Below are 21692 nucleotides of genomic sequence, written 5' to 3'. Positions count from 1 at the left end.
CGTTTGTATTATTCGTTCGTTCGCCCCCTCAGAACCACCACCGCTGCTGCAGGAAGAGGAGCCCCGTCGCCAGGGCCAGGGTGGGGATGGCCACGGCCGCGCCGGGGCCGATCCATTCCCGGAAGCCGAGGTGAATTCGCTCTCCCCGCTCGAGGATCCCGAGGGCGACGATGTTCGCCGTGCTGCCGATGAGAGTCAGGTTGCCCAGGAGGGTTCCGCCGAAGAGGAGCCCCCACCAGAGCGGGCCGGCGTCCGAGCCGGTCCGCCCCAGGTCCTGGACGATGGGGATGAAGGTGGCGACCGCCAGCACGTTGTCCATCACCGCGCTGAGCAGGCCGCTGCTCCAGGTCACCGTGAGCAGGAGCAGGGCGGGCCTCCCCCCGGTGGACTCGAGCAGCCCTTCCGCGATCCGGCCGGTGACGCCGACGAAGCGGAGGGTGCCGGCCGAGGCGAAGAGGAGGAGGAAGAAGGTGAGCGTCCACCAGTCCACGTGCCGCTCCACCAGGGCTCGGGCCTCCTCCCCCTCGAGCAGGAGGGCGATGGCGGCGGCGATCAGGGCCACGCCGAGCAGGAGGGCGTTCCGCTCCAGGCCCAACAGCTCCTCCATCTGGTGATGGGCGATCAAGCCGAGGATCGTGCCGCCGAAAAGCATCCCGCCCACCGCCAGATCCCGGGGGGCGATCGGTTCCACCTCCACCGCGGCCCCGCCCGCCTTCGCGAGCGCGGCGTCGAGGCGCGCGAGGTCCTTGCGGAAGATCAGAAAGCAGAGGGGGATGGCCAGAGCGAGAGCCGCGGCCGCCACGGGGCTGGCGTACCGGAGGAAGTCCGGGAACGTCAGGCCGGCGCGCAGCGCGATCATCACGCCGATCGGGTTCCCCACCACCGTCGCGCTGGAGCCGATGTTGGTGGCAAAGACCACCATCATGAGGAAGGGGACCGGCCCGAGGGAGAACCGCCGCGTGAGCTGCAGGGTCACGGCCATCATGAAGAGGATGGAGGTCACCTCGTCCACCAGGGCGGCGGAGAGCGCCGCCAGGATCATCAGGACCGCCGTCACACGATGCGCCCCGCCCCCCACCGCGCGGAGGATGGTCTCCGTCACCACCTCGAAGAACCGGCGCCGCTCCAGGAAGCCGATCACCACCATCATCCCCACCAGGAAGAGGATGACGTCCAGACCGGCGAACTCGATCAGGTGCGGGATGTCCAGGACGCCCGCAGCGAGGAGGACGGCCACGCCCCCGAGGGCGAAGGCGAGGCGGAATTTCCAGAAGAGGAGGGTGCCGGCGATGAAGCCGCCGAAGATGCTGGTCGCCAGCACCTGCCGGGGCGTGAACCCGGCGAGGAGGGTGAGGCCGCCAACGGCCGCCAGGCAACAAAGGTAGAGGGCGAGCCGCCTCACGCCGGGCACCTGTAGGCGTAGTGGATTTGCCGGGGGTTGATGAGGAAGCCCTCCAGCGTGGCGGAGCTGCAGGGGGGGTCAGTGGACGGTCCGGGACTCCTCCCGCGTGGGGCCGGCGATGATGTGCGAGGAGTGGTGGAGGATCATCCGCCACTTCCCGTCGAGCTTCTGGAAGAGGTTCGTGGCCAGGATGGAGGTGACCGCGACGTTCCCCTGCTGCTGGCTCAGCAGGTTCTCCGTGAGGACGACCCAGGCGAAAGCCCCCGCCAGCTCGATCCGGAGATCGGTCAGGGTGAAGCGGACCTCACCGCTGTTTTTGAAGATGAGCACCCAGGATTCCCGGACCGCCTGCCACCCCCGGAGCAGCCGCCAGCCGGGGTGGATGCAGACGACGCCGGGCGTCTGGGCCCAGACCGCCTCCATCTCCTCGAGGCTGAGGTGCTCGAAGGCCTTGTAGAACCGCTCGTTGGCCTCGCGCACTTGCGTGAGGTCGTCCCGCGCGTTCGCCACGGCTCGTCTCCCGGCTCACGCCTCGGCGAAGCGCACCACCGGACAGCGCGGCAGGACCCCCTCCTCCCAGCCCATCCGGAGAAGGACCTCCACGGCCCGGCGCCCGCTGACGCCGAAGTCGAGGGTGTAGTCGTTCACGTACATTCCGATGAAGCGGTCGGCCGCGGTACGGTCGAGCCCCCGCCCGAACTGCAGGGCGTGGGTCAGGGCCTCCTGGCGGTGCTCGAGGCCGTACCGGATGCTCGCCTTGAGCAGCCGGGAGAGATCCCGCACGGCCGGCTCGCCCAGGTCCCGCCGGACGGCGTTGGCGCCGAGGGGCAGCGGCAGGCCCGTCGTCTCGTGCCACCATTTCCCCAGGTCCAGGGCGGCCGTGAGGCCGTGCTGGCGGTACGTGAGCTGGCCCTCGTGGATGAGGAGGCCCGCGCCGACGCGCCCCTCCGCCACGGCGGGGAGAATCTGGTCGAAGGGCACCTCCACGAACGGGAACTCTCCCAGGCAGACCCGCAGGGCGAGGAACGCGGTAGTGAGCCGGCCCGGGATCGCGATCGTGGTCTCCCGCAGCGCCTCCTGGCGGAGCGCCTCTCGGGCAACCACCAGGGGGCCGTAGCCCACGCCGATGCTGGCCCCGTGGGGGAGCAGCGCGTAGCGGTCCGAGACGTAGGCGTAGGCGTGTACGGAGAGGGCCGTCACCTCGAGGCGGCCCTCGAGCGCCCACTCGTTCAGGGTCTGGATGTCCTTCAGCACGTGCTCGAAGCGGTACGGACTCGGATCCACCTTCCCGGACGCCAGGCCGTAGAACATGAAGGCATCGTCCGGGTCCGGGCTGTGTCCCAGGCGGATCAGGCGTCCGGTCATAGGGTTCGGGTCCCTCTGGGGCCAGCCCCCGGGCGCGCGGCCGCGCGGTCAGTGCTGCAGGTGCTTCTCCAGGAACGCGAGCGTCCGTTGCCAGGCGTCGCGCGCCTCCTCGGGCCGATACAACTCCCGGGTGTCGTTGAAGAAGGCATGCGGGGCGCCGGGGTAGATCTTGAACTCGAAGGTCTTCCGGTGCTTCTCGAGGGTATCCCGGAGCCGCTCGATGTCCGGGAGGGGCACGCTCGCGTCGGCGCTCCCGTAGAGGCAGAGGATGGGGCATCCGATGTGGCCGACCAGGTCCACCGGCGAGGCCGGCTTGTGCTCGGTGATCTCCCGGTAGACGAGCCGCCCGCCGTAGAAGGCGACCGCGGCGGCCAGGTCCGGCGTGTGGCACGCGGTGAGGAGCGCGACGGTCCCCCCCATGCAGAAGCCGACCACACCCGCCCGGTCCCGGCGGACCGCGGGGAGGCTCCGGAGGTGCGCCGCCGCGGCCTGCACATCCCCCACGAGGCGCCGGTCCGGGAGGGAGCCGACGAAGGCGTTGCGCGCGGCCGGGTCCTTGAGCGCTTCCGGCTTGGGCGGTCCTTCCCGGCTGTACAGGTCCAGGGCGCACGCGACGTAGCCCTCGGCGGCGAAGCGCCGCGCCACGTCCCGGATGTGGTCCGTGAGGCCGTGGATCTCATGAACCACCACCAGGGCCGGGAAGGGGCCGGCGCCCGCCGGGCGGGCCAGGTACCCCTGGGCCCGGTCCGCTCCGCTGCGGAAGGTGATGCTCTGTCCCTCGTGCGGCACGCTCCCCCTATTTCAGGGTCTCCCCCGGCTTGAGGGCGGTGATTTCCAGGCCCTTCAGATCCTTGGTCAGCTTGCGGAGCTCCTCCGGCGTCCCGGTCAGCGGCGGGAAGGTCGCGTAGTGCATCGGGATGACGCGCCTGGCGCCGAGCAGCCGGCACGCGGCTGCGGCCTCGCGCGGGGACATGGTAAAGAGGCCCCCGATGGGCAGCATCACCAGCTCCGGCCGGTACAGGTTGGCGATGAGCTTCATGTCCGAGAAGACGTTCGTGTCGCCGGCGTGGTAGAACTTGAAGCCGTTCTCCAGCTCGACCACGTACCCCACCGCCTCTCCTCCGTAGAGGATCTCGTCCCCATCCAGAATGCCGCAGGAGTGGTCGGCGTGGACCATCGTGATCCGGATCCCATCCACCACCTGCGTCCCCCCCTTGTTCATGGGGAGCGTGCCGGCGACCCCCTTCTTCTCCAGCCAGTGGGTGAGCTCGTAGATCCCCACGACCTTCGGCTTGTGCTTCTTGCCCAGGGCCACGGCATCCCCGATGTGGTCGAAGTGGGCGTGGGTGAGGAGCATCAGGTCCAGGCGGTCGAACGCCTTCAGGTTCTCGGGGCACGCCGGGTTGCCGGCCACCCAGGGATCAATCAGGACGACCTTCTTGCCCGGCGTCACCACCTTGAAGGTGGCGTGGCCCAGGTAGGTGATGGCGACGTCCCGGCTCAGCGGCATGGCGGCCTCCTCGGACGCGGACAGGGGGGGCAGAGCCAACGCGGGGAGCCCGGTGAAACTCCGGGCGTCGGGCCATCTTAGCCGCAAGGGCGAGGGGAGCGCAAGCGTCCGGGAGGATGCGGTGCCGGGCTACTGCTCCACGGGAACGGCCAGGCCGCCCCGCAGGACGCGCAGCCGGCGCCCCCGCCAGGAGACTTCGGAGGAGAGGTAGGCTGCCACCCAGACGGCGGCGCGCAGGAGGTCGAGGGCGGGAAGCAGCCAGAGCCAGCGCAGGATCTCGGGGGTCCGGGCGAAGCGGAGGCACAGGACCGCCATCGAGGCGGCGGCGAGGGCGGCCATACCGAATGGGAGGAGCCAGACGATGCCGTCCGCCCCCTCCGCCGTCCGGAGTGCCGCGTACAGCACGCCCCAGAGGAACCCGAACTCGGCCAGGGGGTAACAGGCGTAGAGGGCGGGGAAGAGCCGGCGGACGGTCACGAACCACCGGTGCATCAGGCTCCACCACTGCCGCAGGGAGGTCCGTCGCTGGATGATCCGGATCGGCGAGGCGGTCAGGGCGATCTGGAGCCCGGCCCGCCGGACCGCCCGCCCGAGCGCCGCATCATCGGCGATCTGTCCGGCGAAGGGGGCGAGGCCGCCGACGGCCTCGAGGGTCTCGCGGCGGATCGCCATGCTGGCCCCGCAGGCCCCCTCGACGCGCTGCAGGGCCACGGCCGGCGCGATCAGGAGGATCGCGTCGTTCACCGCCAGGGCGAGGAGGCCGGCGGCCGCCGTCTGCCCCCCGGCGACGACCGGTGCGCCGAAGGCGAGCCCCACTCGGGGGTCGGCGAGCGGACGGACGAGATCCTGCACGTAGCCGGCCCCGGCCCGGACATCGGCATCGCTGAACAGGAGGACCGGATGCCGGCTCGCCTCCACACCCACCATCATGTTGTGGATCTTCCCCAGGATGCCCGGGTTGCTCCGCGGCCGCACCAGCAGGCGCGCCTCCGCCTCCGGGTGCGTGCGGAGGAGACGGCGGATGACGGGCACCGCGGGATCCCGCTCCTCCTCGACGCAGAAGAGGACCTCATGCTTCCCCGGATAGTCCAGACCGAGGAAGCTGGCGAGGTTCGCATCCGCCTCCTCGTCCAGGCCGCGGACCGGCTTGATGAGGCTCACCCCCGGCCAGCCACCGGGGGGGTCCGGGAGACGCCGGGCCGCCGCCAGGACCCTCCAGGCGGTCAGGTGCCCGACCAGGATCCGCAGGCAAACGAGGCTGATGGCGATCAAACAGAGGGCTTCGAGCAGGGAGAGGAGAGCAGGCACGGGATGAGTATAGCGGCGGATGATGCCCCTGTCATCGCCGCGGGAGGGGGGTGGGCCGGGGGAGGGCCCGAGGCCTCGCGGGGTCGGCCGAGGCCAGCGCCTGACGCCCCTCCGTTCCCCTCCACCTGTCCAGCTTGTCCCAGCGGACGCTTGCTAGGCAGCTGGCGAGCAGCCATGGATCCTCAAGGATTTACGATCTTGATAGGTTTAGAGCAAAAATGATCTTGACAAAGGGCAAGGACGTCCTGTAGAAGGCCACCAACCCCGCTCCGACTCAAGCCTGGCCGCCCCTCAGTGCGGCCCACGGGGGTGCTCATCTCAGAGTACCAAGTCCACGAATAGGCGAGCGGCCGCGCCCGTTGGGACCCGGGAGGCAACATGGGGGGTCTCGCGTCGGGCCGCCGGGGTTCCTGTACCCGCCCCATTGTAGTCCTCCTCGTCTTCCTCGCCGGCCTCCTCCTCGTCCCGACCGCCTCCCACCAGCAGCAGCCCCGCACCCTGTTCGTGAACAACACCGACCCCACCTGCCAGGGCCAATCTCCGTGCTATGCCACCATCCAGGCCGCCGTGGACGCCGCGCAGCCCGGGGACACCATCCGGATCCAGGCCGGCACCTACCAGGAGCAGGTCAGCATCCAGGGGAAGAATAATTTCACAGGAGCGGACGAGCCCGACCGGATCGTGATCGAGGCGGACCCCGCGGCAGCCCCCGGGAGCGTCGTCCTCCAGGGGACGGTTACAGGGTGCACCAACGGCCACGCCATCCGCCTCCGGCAGTCCAAGTTCATCACGATCCGCGGCCTCACCATCACCGGGGCCGGCGGCCAGGCGATCTCCCTCCTCGGGGGCAACAACCAGAACCAGGCGATCCACCTCGAGCGCAACCGCCTCTTCGGCAACGGCAGCCCCGAGTGTAACGGCGGGATCACCATTGCCGAGGGCAACCCCGGCACCCTCATCCTCAATAACCTCATCTACGCCAACGGCCGCAATGGGATCGCCTTCCTGGATCCCGATGGCGGCCCCCACCATCTCATCGAGAACACGATCCACGCGAACCAGTGGAACGGGGTCCGGGTCGCCCGCAGCCACGAGGTGTTCCTGGTCAATAACATCATTACCCAGAATGGGACCGCCACCGGCACCACCGGGGGCCGCTTCGGGGTCTCCCGGGAGGCCTCCACCTCCCCCCAGCCCGAGGGGATCGACCTCCTCCACAACCTCCTCTGCGGCAATCGCCTGGGGGAGATCAATGGCCCCGCCCTCGACCCCACCGATGCCAACAACCTCACCCCGACCGGGAGCGAAGGCTCCGGGGTCCTCGCCAGCGCCGGGTGTGACCTGCCGGCCACGGTGTACGCCACCCTCCCCGGACCCGACGGCCTCCCCAATACCGCGGATGACGACTTCACCCTGGCGGCCGGCTCCCCGGCCATCGACCACGGTCTCGACCCCCGCACCCTCGGCCTGGACCTCCGCTTCACCCCCCTCTTGGAGGCTGATTACGCCGCCACGGCCGCGCGGCCCAAAGACGGCGACCAGAACGGGACGGCCGAGTTCGATCTCGGCGCGCTGGAGTTCGCCCCGGAGGGCCTCCCGCCTACGGTCACGGCTCTCAGCCCAACGTCTGCCGCCGCCGGGAGCACCATCAGCCCCTTCACCGTCACCGGAACCAACCTCCAGGGAGCGACTCAGCTGGACTTCCTCCGGGAGGACGGGACCCCGGATCCCGCGATCACGGCGACCAACCTTACGGCCAGTGCCGACGGGACCGCCCTCACCGCTACAGTCCGGATCGATGCGGGCGCGACCGCCGGCACCAGGGTCGTCACGGTCACGACCCCCGGGGGGGACCTCCTCCAGCACCGCCACGCCAGAGAACACGTTCACGGTCCTGCCCCCAGTCCCGACGATCACCGGGTTCACGCCCACGAGCGGCAAGGTGGGGATCACGGTAACGATCTCCGGCTCCCACTTCCACCCGACTCCCAGCGAGAACACCGTCACCTTCACCGGACCCGACAACACCCGGGTGTCCACCCCAGTCTCCGCAGCCACGACCACCAGCCTCACGGTGGCGGTGCCGACCGGAGCCGTCACCGGCCCCCTCACGGTCAGCACATCGAGTGGCACCGCCACCTCGACCGGCCACTTCGTGGTCCTCGCCTCCCCCGACTTCAACCTTACGGCGAGCCCAGCGACCGCTCACGCGGTCCCCGGGAGTAACATCGCCTTCGCCCTCCGGGCCGTCCCCCGGGATGGCTTTACCGGCCTCGTCACCTTGAGCGTGAGCGGTCTTCCCGCAGGAGCCACCGCAACTTTCAGTCCCCCCACCCTCGGCCCGAGCCAGGGGGGGACCCTGAGCATCGCCACGGGCGCTGCCCCATCGGGGAGCTTCCCCCTCACGGTGACCGGGACGGCGACCATTGAAGGGACCTCGGTGAGCCACTCAGCCGCCGTCTCCCTCACGATCCTGGCAGCCGGCCAGACGAGCCTTGTCGGGCGGATCCTGGACACCGCCGAGCAGCCGGTCCCGGGGGTCACGATCCAACTCGGGTCCCTCACCACTACCACCGATGCGGCGGGGAACTTCACCCTCCTCAACCCTCCAACCGGGACCCAGGTTGTCTTCCTGGACGGGAGCACCGCGAGCACTCCCGACCGGTCCTACCCGACCATCCCGGTCACGGTCACGATCACGGCGGGACAGGTGAATACCCTTCCCTTCCAGCCTCACTTCCACGTCCAGAAGGCCCGGAACTTCAGCAACATCAGCAATAGCGCCGTCGCCCGGACGGTCACCGACCCCGAGGTCCCGGGCTTCGCCCTGACCGTGCCGGCCGGGGTGACGATCACCGGTTGGGATGGGCAGCCGAACACCCAGATCTCAGTCCAGCCGATCCCCCGGGACCGCCTGCCCCTGCCCCCACCCCCAGGCGGCGGGACCTTCACGAGCATCTACATGTTCTACTTCGGCAAGACCGGGGGCGGCACTCCGAGCGCCCCGATCCCGCTCACCGTCCCAAACGACGTGGGGGCTCTCCCGGGGGAGACCCTGAACCTCTTCTACTTCGACGACTCGACGCCGACTCAGACCAAGACCAACACCTGGCAGCTGGGCGGGACCGGAACTGTGACGGCCGACGGGAAGCAGATCGTGACCACGAGTGGGGGCATTCGGCAGTTCTGCTGCGGTGGGGCGGGATTCCAGCGGCCCCCGCCGCCGCCCACGACGCCCCCGGAACTCGCCGCTACCCCGCGGCCTCCCCAGGGAGCCAGTGCCGTGGGCGGAGAGCCGGTGGACCTCAGCACCGGCCTCTTCATCCTGGAGAAGACCGACCTGGTCCTGCCTGGGCGCCTCCCGGTCGTCTTCAGCCGGACCTACCGGACGAACGATGCCTCGGCCGGCCCCTTCGGGCCGGGGACAAGCCATCCGTATGACATCTTCCTGCGCGTACAAGGGACCGACCTCCTCATCCTCTTCCTCCCGGGCAACAGCCGCTCCCTCTGGGCGCGGGGAGCCGACGGGCTCTTCCGGAACGACCAGGTCCCGGCCTACCGGGGTGCCCAAATCACCGCCAATCCGGACGGCACCCGGACGCTTCGGTGGAAGGACGGGAGCGCCTGGGGCTTCAATGCGAACGGCCGGCTCATCAGCCAGGCCGACCGGAACGGGAACACCCTCACCATCGCCCGGGACAGTCAGGGGCGGGCCACCGCCCTTGTCGAGCCGGCCGGGCGGAGCCTCACCCTCACCTACGATGGGAGCACCCTCCGGGCGAGTACCGTGACCGACCCACTTGGCCGAACAGTCCAGTACGGCTACGACGGCAGCGGCCGGCTCACCCGGGTCACCGACCCGGCGGGGAGCGTGACGCAGTACTCCTACGATGCCAGTGGGCGCCTGTTCACTATCACCGACCCCCGCAACATCACGTTCCTGACCAATGAATACGACGGCGCGGGCCGGGTGGTGCGGCAAACTCTGGACGTTTGCCTACACCGTTACCGGGGGCGTGGTCAGCCAAACGGTGGTCACCGACCCGCGCGGGAATGCCACGACTCACCGGTTTAATACCTCTGCGTTTCTGATCAGTCAGACCGATGCTCTCGGCCAGATCACCACCTTCGAGCGGGCGTTCGGCTCTAACCTTCTCCTCAGCACCACCGACCCGCTGGGCCGGGTGACGCGGTTCACCTACGATGCCAATGGCAACGTCGCAACGATCACCGACCCCGGGGGGAACGTCCGAACGTTCACCTATGACCCCACGTTCAACAAGGTGACGAGCATCACCGACCCCCTGGGCAACCTGACCACGTTCGAGTACGACGCCCAGGGGAACCTCATTGCCACCACGGACCCGGAGCAGAACCGGCGCCCCGAGGCCGAGCGCCTGAAGACCCGGATAACCTACAACCCCTTCGGCCAACCGGTTAGCACGGCGGATCCCCTGGGGAACACGACCACATTCACCTACGATAGCCAAGGGAACCTCCTGAGCATCACCGATCCCCTCGGCAATGCGACAACCCGGGAGTACGACGTGGTCTCCCGGTTGATCAGCCTGACCGATCCACGGGGGAAGTCCACGGCGTTCGCGTACGATCCTCTGAACCGGATCGTGAGCCTTGTGGACGCCTTGGGTGGGACCACTGGCTTTGCCTCTGACGCGAATGGAAATCTCCTCGCTGTTACCGATGCCAGGGGGAACACCCTCACCCACGAGTACGACAGCATGGATCGCCTGAGCCGCCGAATCGACCAGCTGGGCCGGGCCGAGACGTTCAGTTACGATGGCAATGGCAACCTTGTGAGGAGCACCGACCGGAAGCTTCAGACGACCAGCTTCGAGTACGACGCCCGGAACCGCCGCACGAAGGCCACTTATGCCGACGGCGCCGTTGCCACGTTGGCCTACGATGCGGCGGGTCGTCTCGTCCTAGCTCACGACACCGTCGACCCGCACCGCCCCATCACATTGGAATACGATAGCCTTGACCGGCTCCTCGGCGAGACCACCGCCAGGGGGACCGTGAGCTACCAGTACGATGCCGCGGGCCGGCGCACCCAGATGACAGTCTCCGGCCAGGCGCCCGTAACGTACGCCTACGATGCGGCGAGCCGGCTTACTCACCTTGTCCGGGAGCCGCTAAGCCCGGTGACGATGACTTACGACGCCGCCGGGCGGCGGACCCTCCTCGCCCTGCCCAACGGCGTCAGCACCGAGTACCAGTATGACGCTGCCTCCCGCCTGACCACCCTGGTTTATCGCACCGCCAGCGGCCCGCTCGGGGACCTCACCTACCAGTACGATCCTGCCGGCAACCGCGTCGCTGTCGGTGGTACTTTCGCCCGTACGCTGCTCCCCGATCCCGTTCCTACTGCCTCGTATGACGCCGCGAATCAGCAGCTGGCGTTCGGCACGAAGTCGATGACGTTCGATGCCAATGGCAACCTGACGGCAATCACCGACCCCACCGGCACCACCACGTTCACATGGGACGCCCGGAACCGCCTGAGCACGCTCACCGGGCCCGCGATCGGAGCCAGCTTCCAGTACGATGCACTGGGGCGCCGGGCCACCAAGCAGATTAACGGACTGCTCGCTCAATACCTCCACGACCGGTGGGATATCATCCTGGAGACTACAGGGGACGGCCGATCGGCCACCTACCTCCGCAGCCTGGCTCCTGATGAACTCTTGGGGATCTTGCAACAGGACACCGCGCACTTCCCTATCTCTGATGCCCTCGGCAGCAGTAGCGCTCTGACGGATCAAGGTGGCGCCCCGGTTCTTCAGTACGTCTACGATCCCTTTGGCCGGACCGAGGCTAGCAATCCGGCCTTCCTGAATGCGTTCCAGTTCACCGGCCGCGAGAACGATGCCACGGACCTCTACTTCTACCGGGCGCGCTACTATAGTCCAGCCCTCCACCGATTCCTCTCGCCCGACCCCCTCGGCCGTCCCACGAACCCGGCGTATGCCTATGCCAACAATAATCCCGTCACCTACAGCGACCCCCTGGGGCTTTTCACCATCGTGATCCAGGGAGGCCCCGGATCCAGTGGCTTCGGCGGGAGCAGCGCGTCGAGTTCGCCGAACCCCGGCGTCGGCGACATTGCCAGCGACTTAGCGCGTGGTCGCGAGACCGTCAGTCGGCACAACGCTGGAGACCTCCTAGGGGCCATGGCCGCAGCCATTGCGGCGGCCGAGCGGGGCGAGCCGATCAATATCGTGGGTCACAGCACGGGCGGGGACAGCGCCGTGGACCTGGCCCGGCTCCTTAACACGCTAAACATCCCGGTCAGTACGCTGGCCACAATCGATTCGGTTGGCCTGAACAACAGCACGATCCCGCCCAATGTCAGCCTCAACCTGAATTACTACCAGAATAACACCTCCGTCTTGCAGGGCGGACCGAACAGTGCGCTCGCCCCAGACCGGAGCCAGGTCGTCAATATCTACCGACCCGAGGACAACCATTTCAACATTGATGATGCAGAAGACATCCGAAACTCGATTGTCAACCAGATTCTTGGGAGAAGGAAATGAAGCTAGGGGTTTTCCTTGTCATCGCGCTCACGATCGTGCTCCTTGTCATGGAGGTTGGGGCTGCGGGTGAGATCTATCGAGAGCCGTTAGACCAAGTGTGGGAAGAGCACATGCTCACCGGGACGCCGGCTTTCTATTTCGACGGAAAGCGACGCAGCAGCGATATAGAACCGATAAGGACAGAAAAGGGTCATGGAAGTCCGTCGTTTGCAGAGCGGCACATTGCAGTCCAGGATTTCCGCGGAACTCGCTTCTTCGGTCTCCTGCGCGGGGGAGGGTGGAGTATCAGTGGAGGACTGCTGGGCAAGGTGGAAGGAAAGCCATCCAGATTGGAACTCTGGGTAAAAGATGTTCAGCGAAGCCATCCGGGGCTTTTTGACAACTACTATCGGTGGAAGGAAGAGGAGACTTACGAATTCTTCCTCCTTGAGCGCAGGGAGGGTGCCGCCCGAGCGACCATCCTGAAAAAGTGGATCATCGAACCGAGTGACGTGCAGTGGTTCATCCCAAAGCACGTCCAGGAATCGCAAAGGCCGGAACAGATCAGGGAACAGCACGAGATAAGTGACGTCCGCGGGTTCCTCAAGTATCTTCCCGCAAGCCATGAAGCCGAAGTCACGATCACCGGCCTCACTCATCCCTTTGTCGAACGCATTAAAGTGGCATTGAAGTAGGTCGGGAAGTGTAGTTGCAGGCACGATTTAGCCTGTTGACAAAATCGGTCGAGGAAGCAGGCGTGGGGAACGGGCAATTGAGATTCAACCGCGCATGCCACGTCCGCTGCTCCATGGGGACTCTGCTTGTCCTGGCTCTCCTGCTCTGCGCTCCCATTCCCGGCGTCTCTCAAGAGCTCCGCTACCTGTACGACGAGTTAAACCGGCTCACCGGGGTGGTGGACCAACAAGGGAATGCTGTGGAATATGTTTACGACGCAGAGGGGAACATCCTCGAGATCAAGCGCTTTACCGCGGATCCTGCCGTGGCCGTGGCCATCACCTTGGTGAGCCCAAACAAGGGCACGGCTGGGACCACGGTCCAGATCTCTGGCAAAGGCTTTAGCACCACGCCTGGGAATAACCAGGTCGCCTTCAACGGCACGGCGGCGACGGTCACCAACTCGACGGGAACGAGCCTGACGACCGCGGTTCCCTCGGGCGCCACGACCGGCCCCATCACCGTGACCACGCCCCTGGGATCCGCCACTTCCCCCGAGCCCTTCACGGTGCTCCAAGCCTTCGCCGTGGACCCCGACCAAGCGGTGGTCCCCCTCGGGGGGGCCTTCGCCTTCCAGGCCACCCTGGACGGGACCCCGACCTCAGCCGTGACTTGGCGGGTCAACGGGACCGTGGGGGGCACCAGCTCTCTGGGCACCATCACGGCCGCCGGCGTCTATACCGCCCCCGCCACCCCACCCCCCATCCAGCCGCTCCGCATCGAGGCAGTGCTCACGGCGGATCCCAGCCAGGTGGCCGCCGCCCGGGTGGAGGTGCCGTCGCGGTGTGATCCGCTGCTGGGAGATTCCACCACGGTGGTGGGCCGGACGCTTGACCAACTGGGGAACCCGGTCCCGGGTGCCCACGTGCAGGTGGGAGCCCAGAGTGACCGGACGGCTCTGACCGACACCCAAGGCCGGTTCTCGGTGCCTGACGCCCGGGCCTGCCCCCCCTCCATCCAGGTGGTGGCCGATGCGCAAGCGGGGAGCACAAGCCTGCGGGGCCTGTCAGCCACTGTCCGGGCAGTGGTCAACGGCACTACCGATGTGGGTGACATTGTCCTCAGGCCCGTCCAGGGTCCGCTCTACCCGGCCCCCAGGTTCGATGTCGGCAGCCAGCCCAACGCGGTCGCGGTGGCCGACCTGAACGGGGACGGCATCCCCGACCTCGTCACCGCGAACCCCAACTCGAGCGACATCTCCGTTCTCCTCGGCAACGCCGATGGCACCTTCCAGCCCCAGCAGCGCTTCCTTGCGGGCGGCGGGCCCCCGTTCGGGCCCCGCTCGGTCGCCGTCGCTGACCTGAACGGGGATGGCATTCCCGACCTCGTCACGGCAAACGGATCGCTCAACGACGTCTCGGTTCTCCTCGGCAATGGCAACGGCACCTTCCAGGTCCAGCAACGCTTCGCGACGGGCACCAACCCGGTCTCGGTGGCCGTGGCCGACCTGAATGCCGACGGCAGGCCCGACCTCGTCACGGCGAACTTCAACTCCGATGACCTCTCCGTGCTCCTTGGCAATGGTGATGGCACATTCCAGGCTGAGCAGCGTTTCGTCGCTGGCGACTCTCCAGCCCTGGTGGCGGCGGCCGATGTAAACGGGGACGCCATCCCCGACCTCATTGTGGCGAACCAGGTCTCCAATGACGTCTCGGTCCTTCGCGGGAACGGCAACGGGACCTTCCAGGTCCAGCAGCGGTTCGCCGTAGGCACCAGCCCCCGCTCGGTCGCGGTCGCCGACCTGAACGGGGACGGCCTCCGCGACCTCGTGACGGCCAATGCCTCCTCGAATGACGTCTCGGTCCTTCTCGGCACCGGCACCGGGACCTTCCAGCCGGAGCAGCGCTTCAGCGTCGGCAGCAGCCCCCGCTCCGTCGCTGTCGCTGACCTGAACGGGGACGGTATCCGCGACCTCGTCACGGCGAACTTCTTTTCCGACGACGTCTCGGTCCTTCTCGGCACCGGCACCGGGGCCTTCCAGCCCCAGCAGCGGTTCTTCGGCGGCGGCCGCCCCCTTGCGGTGGCGGTGGCCGACCTGAGCGGAGACGGTAGGGTGGACCTCGTCACGGCGAACCAGGGGGCCGATGACGTGTCGGTCCTCCTCGGCAATGGGGACGGCACCTTCCACGCTTCGCAACACTTCGCTGCGGGCGCCAGACCCGCCTCGGTGGCGGCGGCCGACCTGACCGGAGACGGGAAGCCCGACCTGGTCACGGCGAACTTTGACTCCGACGATGTCTCCGTCCTCCTGGGCAATGGCGATGGCACCTTCCAGGCCGAGCAGCGCTTCGCCGTGGGCGACGGGCCTTTCTCACTCGCAATGGCCGACCTGAATGCGGACGGCGCGCTTGACCTCGTCACGGCAAACGAGTTCTCCAGCGATGTCTCTGTCCTGCTCGGCACCGGCACCGGGGCCTTCCAGGTGCAACAGCGGTTCGCTGCAGGTCTTAGCCCACTGTCGGTGGCGGCCGCCGACCTGAATGGGGATGGCACCTCCGACCTCGTGACGGCGAACTTCGACTCCGACGATGTCTCCCTCCTCCTGGGCAATGGCGACGGCACGTTCCAGCCCCAGCAGCGCTTCGCCGCGGGCGGCGGGCCCTTCTCGGTCGCGGTGGCCGACCTGAACGGGGATGGCATCCCCGACCTCGTCACGGCGAATGCCAACTCCAGCGATGTCTCGGTCCTCCTCGGCTCGGGCCCCGGGACCTTCCAGCCCCAGCAGCGCTTCTTCGCCGGTCCCGACCCGGTCTCGGTGGCGGCGGCCGACCTGAACGGGGACGGGAAGTCCGATCTCGTCGTGGCCCATTCCGCCACCAACACCGTCGGTGTCCTCCTGGGCAATGGGGACGGCACCTTCCAGCCCCAGCAGCGGTTCAGCGCGGGGAACGCCCCCTTCATCCCGTCGGTCGCGGTCGCCGACCTGAACGGGGACGGGAAGGCCGACATCGTGGCGGTAGACTTCAGCCCCGACGCCGTCTCCGTCCTGCTGGGCAATGGGGACGGCACCTTCCAGCCCGAGCAGCGCTTCGCCGCAGGAAACGGGCCCCACTCGGTCGCGGTCGCCGACCTGAACGGGGACGGAAGGCCCGACCTCGCCACAGCGAATTTCAACTTCGGAGCCAACGACGTGTCGGTCCTCCTCCACCGGTAGTGGAGGATCGCGTCGTAGACCTCTGTGCTCATCGAGGTAATTCGGTCGCCTTCTTGGACGCTTGAGGGACGACATGAGCCTCCACCGGACGAGTGCAACCCGCACCGCCTGACCTGTAAACCGCCGAAATCGACCTCCACCAGGAGGCTCGTGAGACCCGCTCTCCGTGTCACCCGGGGCCAGAGAGGGTACCAGCGGGATCGGGTACGGAAGTCGGTAGGAAGCCGAGCCACCGGCGCGGGATCGCTAGGGCAGGCGAGGCGCTGAGCAGGTTGATGCCGAAGGGAAACGGCCGGCGGAATCGTCCATGGTGGGACGGGCCGCGAGGGCCCCCGCCCGATCAGTTCATCATGCCGATGAGCCGGTGCAGCTCGCGGCGCGCCCCGGCGTTGTCCGGGTCCAGGGCCAGGGCTTTCCGGAGCTCGACAATGGCGTCGGGGTACTTTCCCTTCTTCACCCAGACCCGGCTCAGGTTGATGTGGGGGTAGTGGCGGGGCTCGTAGCGCTTGGCCTGCATCGCCTTGTTGAGCCACGGGATCGCCTCGTCGTACTCCCCCTTCTCGATCAGGTAGGCCCCGATGTCGTTGTAAGGGTTGCCGAAGTCCGGATCAACCTCGATGGCGATGTGGCACTGGCGGATGGCCTCCTCAACGTTCCCCTGAAACGAATAGGCCCACCCCAGGAAGGTGTGGGCCTCGGCGGTCGGGCACAGCTCGATCGACTTCTGGTAGGCGCCGATGGCCGCCTCCAGCTCCCCCTTCATCTGGTGCCGGTATCCCTCCTGGAAGTAGCGCTGCGCCTCTGAGATCCTCGCAACGTCGTCCATCCACCGCCCCCCCGCCAGGCCCGTTCAAATTTCACCTAGCACAGGCCGCGGGGGGTGTCAAGATGATGCGGGGAAGGAACTATTGAGTCCTGCCCGCTCTCCCTCCCCTCTCCCCCGCTGGGGGAGAGGATTAAGGTGAGGGGGGAGAGATTCCACTACCACCGTACCGCGACGCCAAACGCGAGCATGTCGTCTTGCGGGAAGAAGAAGGGCTCGACATTGCCGAGAGCGCCGGACCACCGCAAGGCCGTCGACGCCGCATGGGCGATGAGGAACATTTCCATGATGTGAGCTTCTCGGTGGTTGAAATTACTCAGGTCGCCGTGGGGCCCCGAGAGCTCGTGTCGCAGCGTGTACAGGACTGGATTGGCAATGTTCCACACCAGCCAACCCGCGACGAAAGGATGATCTTTGGGAATCGCCGGGGAGCCCAGCAGGACCTCAGAGGACAGGGACTGCGCAATCAGTCCGTAGCCGGCTATGGTTGCACCATTGCACTCGACCTCGCATCGCCAGGTCGCGCCGGACCAGTTGATGTCGTCCTGGAGGACGGTAGCCGCAAGCTGATGGCCGGCCTCCTGGTTCAGGAGGCCAGCCCCCATCCCGGCCATAAAAGCCATAAGTTCCAGCATGGCGCATCCCGGGCGAGTTTCGAGAGGCGGAGGGCCCGCACTCGGCAGAACTGCAGGGAGACTCTCCGGTGAGGGATGACCAACGATTTAGAAGGTGTATAGCGGGATGTCAATGGAACGAAGGTCCCTTTGCACCGCACAAATGTCTCCGGGGTCCTAGGAAGGAAGTCCTAGGCCTTCTGGGCCCGCAGCGGGTCCCGCACATTCTGGCCGGTGTTGTTCGGGTGGGGAGTGAGGTGGAAGGTGACTAGCTGCCGAGGGAGGAGAAGAGGTTGTTGAGCTCGTTGAGCTGGTTGAGGAGGGTGGGGACGAATTCCTTCCACCCCCCCTCCGGTCCCTCGATGAGGTGCAGGCCGATCGCGTAGCGGCCACGTGGGTCCGGCTCCTCCTTGCACCAACGAACCCTTCCTTTGAACGAAACGGCCCGCTCCGTCACCCCGGGAATCTCCATGGAGAGGCCGAGCGTCGCCCCCGCGGGGAAGCTCTGGGATGTCTGCACCTTCAAACCGCTCTTGCTGAATTCCACGAGGCTCGCGGGGAGGGAGGTACGCTCGTCTTTGTGAACTGTCAGGGAGATACCCCGCTGGTCCACCTGATCGAGCTTGTGGCGCTCTTCCTTCCTCCACACGGCACTCAGGGGAACCAGGCCCTCGTAGGTCTGGAAGGTGGAAGCGAGGAAGCACAGGCCGATCTTGACCTCATCCTTGATCCGGCTCAACTCCTGGAGGGCAGCGTGGGCTTCCTTCTGGGTGCTGGTCCGTCGGGACTCCTGCGACTGGGTCCTGAGCGCGACGAATTTCGCCGTCGCCTCAGGGTCTCCCTTCTGGGCGAGGAACCGCTCGGCTTCGGCCTCGAAGATCTCGATCTTGTCCGTCTCCCGCTGCCGGAGGGCCTTCTGGTACTCCGCCACAAGGGCGGCAGCAGATCGTTCCTGCCAGTGGCGGAGGAGCTTCCTCTCCAGGGACCAGCGTTCGATGATCCGATAGAGGTTGCGGACAGCCTTGAGGGCCTGTTCGGCCAAATCCTCCCCGGCGGGATGGAGGGCGGCGTGAAGCTCCTGCTCCTTGTCGCTGACCTTCTGGCGGAAGGTCTTCAGCAGCTCCTCCGTTTCCCGGATGAGGGCCTGCTGGAGCTGCTTGAATTTCTCGACGGCCGCGGTGGGGGAAGGGTGCTGCTCGGTCGTGATCGTGCGGGCCCGGGCGATGAAACGATCGACGAGCTCGAAGGGCCCCCTGGCCAACTTCTTGAGCTCATCCAGGGAGGAGGGTCCCTCGTCGGAGGAGGGTGCCTCCTCCCGCTCCGTAACGGGGGGGGGTGGTGCGGGATCGGTCGCGTCTCCCCCCGGCGGCTCGGGCTGCTGCCGGCGGGCGCGCATCCGGTCTGCTTCCTCGAGCGCCTTGAAAAATTTGCTCATTGGTTCGAATGCGGTGCAACAACTGTGCCACCGCATTCTGGGGTCTCCGGGGCTCACCCACCCGGCTGAAATGCAGGCAGCGCGGGACGGAAGGCTTCCCCCATCCCGATGCGCTCCAGGACGGGCGGATGGGTGTAGAACCAGAACACCGCCCAGGCCGGCGGGGTGAGGTCGGCCCGGTTCGCGCGGGCCAGAACCACCTCGGCCTGGATGAAGGCCTCCGTCTTGCCCGTCAGCTCGAGGGAGGCTTCGTCCGCCTCCCGCTCGAAGGCCCGGGAGAGGGCGTGCTGGAGGGGGGCGGTGAGCAGCAGGACGGAGAGCCCCACCGCCAGCAGGAGCGGGAGGGCCGCGGGATCGCCCGCCCCTTTCAGGGGAAGCCGCGGGATCCGGAGGGCCAGGTGCTCGACGGCCCACAGGAGCCAGAGGAGGCCAAAGAGGCCGGCCGCGCTCAGCCCGATCCCCTTCCCAATGTGCCCGGCGCGCCAGTGGCCCAGCTCGTGGGCAACGACCACCTCCTGCGCATCGCGGTCCGCCGTCCGGCTCAGGGTGTCATACAGGACGATGCGGGTGGTCCCGAGCAGGCCGGTCACGTAGGCGTTGGCCTTCACGGTCCGCCGGCTGGCGTCGGCCTCGTAGATTTCGCCGGCCGGAATCCCGGCCCGCTCCGCCAGCGCTGCCACCCTCGCGCGCAGGTCCCCCTCGGGGAGCGGCGTGAACGTGTTGAACAGCGGATCGATCAGCACCGGCGCGCCGGCCACCAGGAGGACCGTGAGCAGGACGGCAGCGCCCCAGACGGGAAGCGGCCAGGCCTCGGGGAGGCGCCGGGCGAGGGCCGACCACCCTGCCACGATTGCCACGAAGAGCAGCCCGCCCAGCGCCGCCCCCTTCGCGTAATCCCAGAGCCAGGCCTGCGCCGTCTGCGTGGAGAGGCCGAAGGCCTTTTCCCGGATGTAGCCGACGTAGAAGGTCAGGGGAAACCCGATCGCCTGCAGGAGGAGGAAGAGGGCGACCCCCACCCCCACCGCCGTGAGGAAGGGTCGGGGCCCGGCGATCCTGGCGGCGGCGTCTCGCAGCGCCGCTCCCGCGGAGGAGAAGCCCAGGACGAGGAGGACGGGAATGATCAGAAGCCGCCCGACGATGGCAAACGCGTAGCGGGGGCGCATATAGGCGCGGCCGCGGGCCTCTTCCTCGGGGGTGAAGTAGCGCTCGGCGGCCGCCGGCGGCATCCGGGGCGGTGCCTGCCAAGCCGTCCGGAGACCCGGCAGGGCGGCGGCCGCCGCCAGGAGGGCGCAGGTGCCGGTCAGGATCAGCAGCGTGCCCCGTCCCATCACGCCTTTCCTACCAGGGCGAGGAAGGCGGCCTCGTCCAGCGTGGCGACCCCGAGGCGGCGGGCGTCGTCCAGCTTGCTCCCGGGCTCCTTCCCCGCCACCACGTAGTCGGTCTTCTTGCTCACCGTGGCCGTGACCCGGCCGCCGAGGCGGGTGATCAGGTCCCGGGCGCTGTCGCGGCTCATGGAGGAGAGCGTCCCGGTGAGAACAAAGGTCTTGCCGGCCAGCGGCTTGGGGCCGGCCGGGACTGCCTCCTCCATCTTCACGCCGGCCGCCTTGAGCCGCTCCAGGACCCGGACGTTCTCCTCCTGGGCGAAGAAGTGGGCGACGCTGGCCGCGATCCGCGGGCCGATTCCGTGGACCTCCGCGAGCTCCTCGGCGCTGGCGCGCAGCAGCCGCTCCATGCTCCCCGCGTGGGCGGCCAGGATTTCGGCCACGTGCTCTCCCACGTAGCGGATGCCCAGGCCGTAGAGGAGCCGGGCGAGCCCCCTCCCCTTGCTCTGCTGGATGGCCTTGTAGAGGTTGGTGGCCGACTTCTCCGCGAGCCGCTCGAGCTCGGCCAGGGTCGGGACCGTGAGGTGATAGAGGTCCGCCAGGTCCTTGACCAGCCCCTTGTCCACGAGCTGGTTCACGACCGCTTCTCCCAGGTGCTCGATGTCCATGGCCCGGCGGGAGCCGAAGTGCAGCAGCCGCTCCTTGACCTGGGCCGGGCAGGCGGAGTTGGCGCAGCGCCAGACCACCTCCCCCTCCGGACGGTGGGCCTTGCTGCCGCAGACCGGGCAGCGCTCCGGCATCACGAAGGGGGCCCGGGCCGCGTGCTCCGGCTCCGGGACGACCTCGACCACGTGGGGGATGACATCGCCCGCCCGCTCCACCAGGACCAGGTCTCCTTCCCGCACGTCCAGGCGGGCGATCTCGTCGGCGTTGTGCAGGGAGGCCCGACTGATGGTGGCCCCGGCGATCTCCACGGGATCCAGCTCGGCCGCGGGCGTCAGGGCGCCGGTCCGGCCCACGTTCACGAGGATCCGCTTGACCCGGGTCCGGGCCTGCCGCGCCCGGAACTTGTAGGCGATCGCCCAGCGGGGATGATGGGTGGTGGAGCCGAGCAGGCGCTGCTGCTCCAGGGAGTTCACCTTGAGGACCACCCCGTCCGCCTCGTACTCCAGGCGGTCCCGCTCCGGCTCCAGGGCCTGGCAATACCGGATGGCGTCCTCCAGGGTCGGGCAGGGCTGGACGCGGGGATTGATCGGCAGGCCGGCCTCCCGGAACCGCTGGAGCGCCTCCCAGTGCGTCCGGAAGGGGTTGGGCTCGGCATAACTCACCTGGTAGAGGATGATGTCCAGGGGACGCTTCGCCGTGACGCCGCTGTCCTTCTGGCGGACGGAGCCGGCGGCGGCGTTGCGGGGGTTGGCGAAGGGGGCTTCCCCGGCCTCCTCCAGCTCCCGGTTCAGGCGCTGGAAGGCCTCCTTCCGCATGAACACC

General features: G+C 67.9%; 16 protein-coding genes. 5 read left to right on the top strand and 11 right to left on the bottom strand.

Going from position 1 to position 21692, the window contains the following annotated elements:
* Positions 1 to 28 precede the first annotated feature (28 nt).
* The 6 genes from VGT06_07420 to VGT06_07395 form a co-directional block, all read right to left on the bottom strand.
* On the bottom strand, positions 29 to 1402 hold the full coding sequence (locus VGT06_07420) for an SLC13 family permease (protein ID HEV8662949.1): 1374 nt from the start codon (positions 1400 to 1402) through the stop codon (positions 29 to 31).
* A gap of 78 nt (positions 1403 to 1480) precedes the next feature.
* Complete coding sequence (locus tag VGT06_07415) at positions 1481 to 1912, bottom strand: nuclear transport factor 2 family protein (GenBank protein ID HEV8662948.1); 432 nt, start codon at positions 1910 to 1912, stop codon at positions 1481 to 1483.
* A 15-nt stretch (positions 1913 to 1927) separates the two neighbouring features.
* Entirely contained in the window at positions 1928 to 2767 is an 840-nt protein-coding gene (locus VGT06_07410) for an MqnA/MqnD/SBP family protein (protein HEV8662947.1), read from the bottom strand.
* Positions 2768 to 2815: 48 nt separating this feature from the next.
* Complete coding sequence (locus tag VGT06_07405; GenBank protein ID HEV8662946.1) at positions 2816 to 3556, bottom strand: dienelactone hydrolase family protein; 741 nt, start codon at positions 3554 to 3556, stop codon at positions 2816 to 2818.
* 7 nt (positions 3557 to 3563) lie between these two features.
* On the bottom strand, positions 3564 to 4277 hold the full coding sequence (locus VGT06_07400) for a metal-dependent hydrolase (GenBank protein ID HEV8662945.1): 714 nt from the start codon (positions 4275 to 4277) through the stop codon (positions 3564 to 3566).
* Between the two features lie 129 nt (positions 4278 to 4406).
* Complete coding sequence (locus tag VGT06_07395; GenBank protein HEV8662944.1) at positions 4407 to 5585, bottom strand: glycosyltransferase; 1179 nt, start codon at positions 5583 to 5585, stop codon at positions 4407 to 4409.
* A gap of 378 nt (positions 5586 to 5963) precedes the next feature.
* Here VGT06_07395 and VGT06_07390 point away from each other — a divergent pair, with 378 nt between their 5' ends.
* From VGT06_07390 to VGT06_07370, 5 genes are all read left to right on the top strand, one after another.
* On the top strand, positions 5964 to 7811 hold the full coding sequence (locus tag VGT06_07390) for a right-handed parallel beta-helix repeat-containing protein (protein ID HEV8662943.1): 1848 nt from the start codon (positions 5964 to 5966) through the stop codon (positions 7809 to 7811).
* Between the two features lie 736 nt (positions 7812 to 8547).
* Positions 8548 to 9660, top strand: a complete 1113-nt coding sequence (locus VGT06_07385) for a DUF6531 domain-containing protein (protein HEV8662942.1) — start codon at positions 8548 to 8550, stop codon at positions 9658 to 9660.
* Positions 9602 to 12142, top strand: a complete 2541-nt coding sequence (locus tag VGT06_07380; GenBank protein HEV8662941.1) for an RHS repeat-associated core domain-containing protein — start codon at positions 9602 to 9604, stop codon at positions 12140 to 12142. The genes VGT06_07385 and VGT06_07380 overlap by 59 nt, the downstream gene beginning before the upstream one ends.
* Complete coding sequence (locus VGT06_07375) at positions 12139 to 12816, top strand: hypothetical protein (protein ID HEV8662940.1); 678 nt, start codon at positions 12139 to 12141, stop codon at positions 12814 to 12816. Before VGT06_07380 ends, VGT06_07375 begins: the two co-directional genes overlap by 4 nt.
* 113 nt (positions 12817 to 12929) lie before the next feature.
* Positions 12930 to 16010, top strand: a complete 3081-nt coding sequence (locus VGT06_07370; GenBank protein ID HEV8662939.1) for an FG-GAP-like repeat-containing protein — start codon at positions 12930 to 12932, stop codon at positions 16008 to 16010.
* Positions 16011 to 16350: 340 nt separating this feature from the next.
* Here the strand turns inward: VGT06_07370 and VGT06_07365 are convergent, their stop codons facing one another.
* From VGT06_07365 to ligA, 5 genes are all read right to left on the bottom strand, one after another.
* On the bottom strand, positions 16351 to 16836 hold the full coding sequence (locus VGT06_07365) for a tetratricopeptide repeat protein (protein ID HEV8662938.1): 486 nt from the start codon (positions 16834 to 16836) through the stop codon (positions 16351 to 16353).
* A 155-nt stretch (positions 16837 to 16991) separates the two neighbouring features.
* Positions 16992 to 17468 (bottom strand): hypothetical protein, encoded by a 477-nt coding sequence (locus tag VGT06_07360; GenBank protein ID HEV8662937.1) that lies wholly within the window; start codon positions 17466 to 17468, stop codon positions 16992 to 16994.
* Positions 17469 to 17715: 247 nt separating this feature from the next.
* The gene (locus tag VGT06_07355; GenBank protein HEV8662936.1) at positions 17716 to 18882 is read right to left on the bottom strand and encodes a PilZ domain-containing protein; all 1167 of its coding nucleotides are present in this window, start codon (positions 18880 to 18882) and stop codon (positions 17716 to 17718) included.
* A gap of 53 nt (positions 18883 to 18935) precedes the next feature.
* On the bottom strand, positions 18936 to 20210 hold the full coding sequence (locus tag VGT06_07350; GenBank protein ID HEV8662935.1) for a M48 family metallopeptidase: 1275 nt from the start codon (positions 20208 to 20210) through the stop codon (positions 18936 to 18938).
* On the bottom strand, positions 20210 to 21692 hold a 1483-nt coding region (gene ligA, locus VGT06_07345; protein ID HEV8662934.1), incomplete at its 5' end, for an NAD-dependent DNA ligase LigA. The genes VGT06_07350 and ligA, both read right to left, overlap by 1 nt.

This window comes from Candidatus Methylomirabilis sp. (assembly GCA_036000645.1).
GTDB lineage: Bacteria > Methylomirabilota > Methylomirabilia > Methylomirabilales > JACPAU01 > JACPAU01.
Note: the sequence above shows the minus strand (reverse complement) of the source record. Positions and strands in the feature narration are given on the sequence as shown.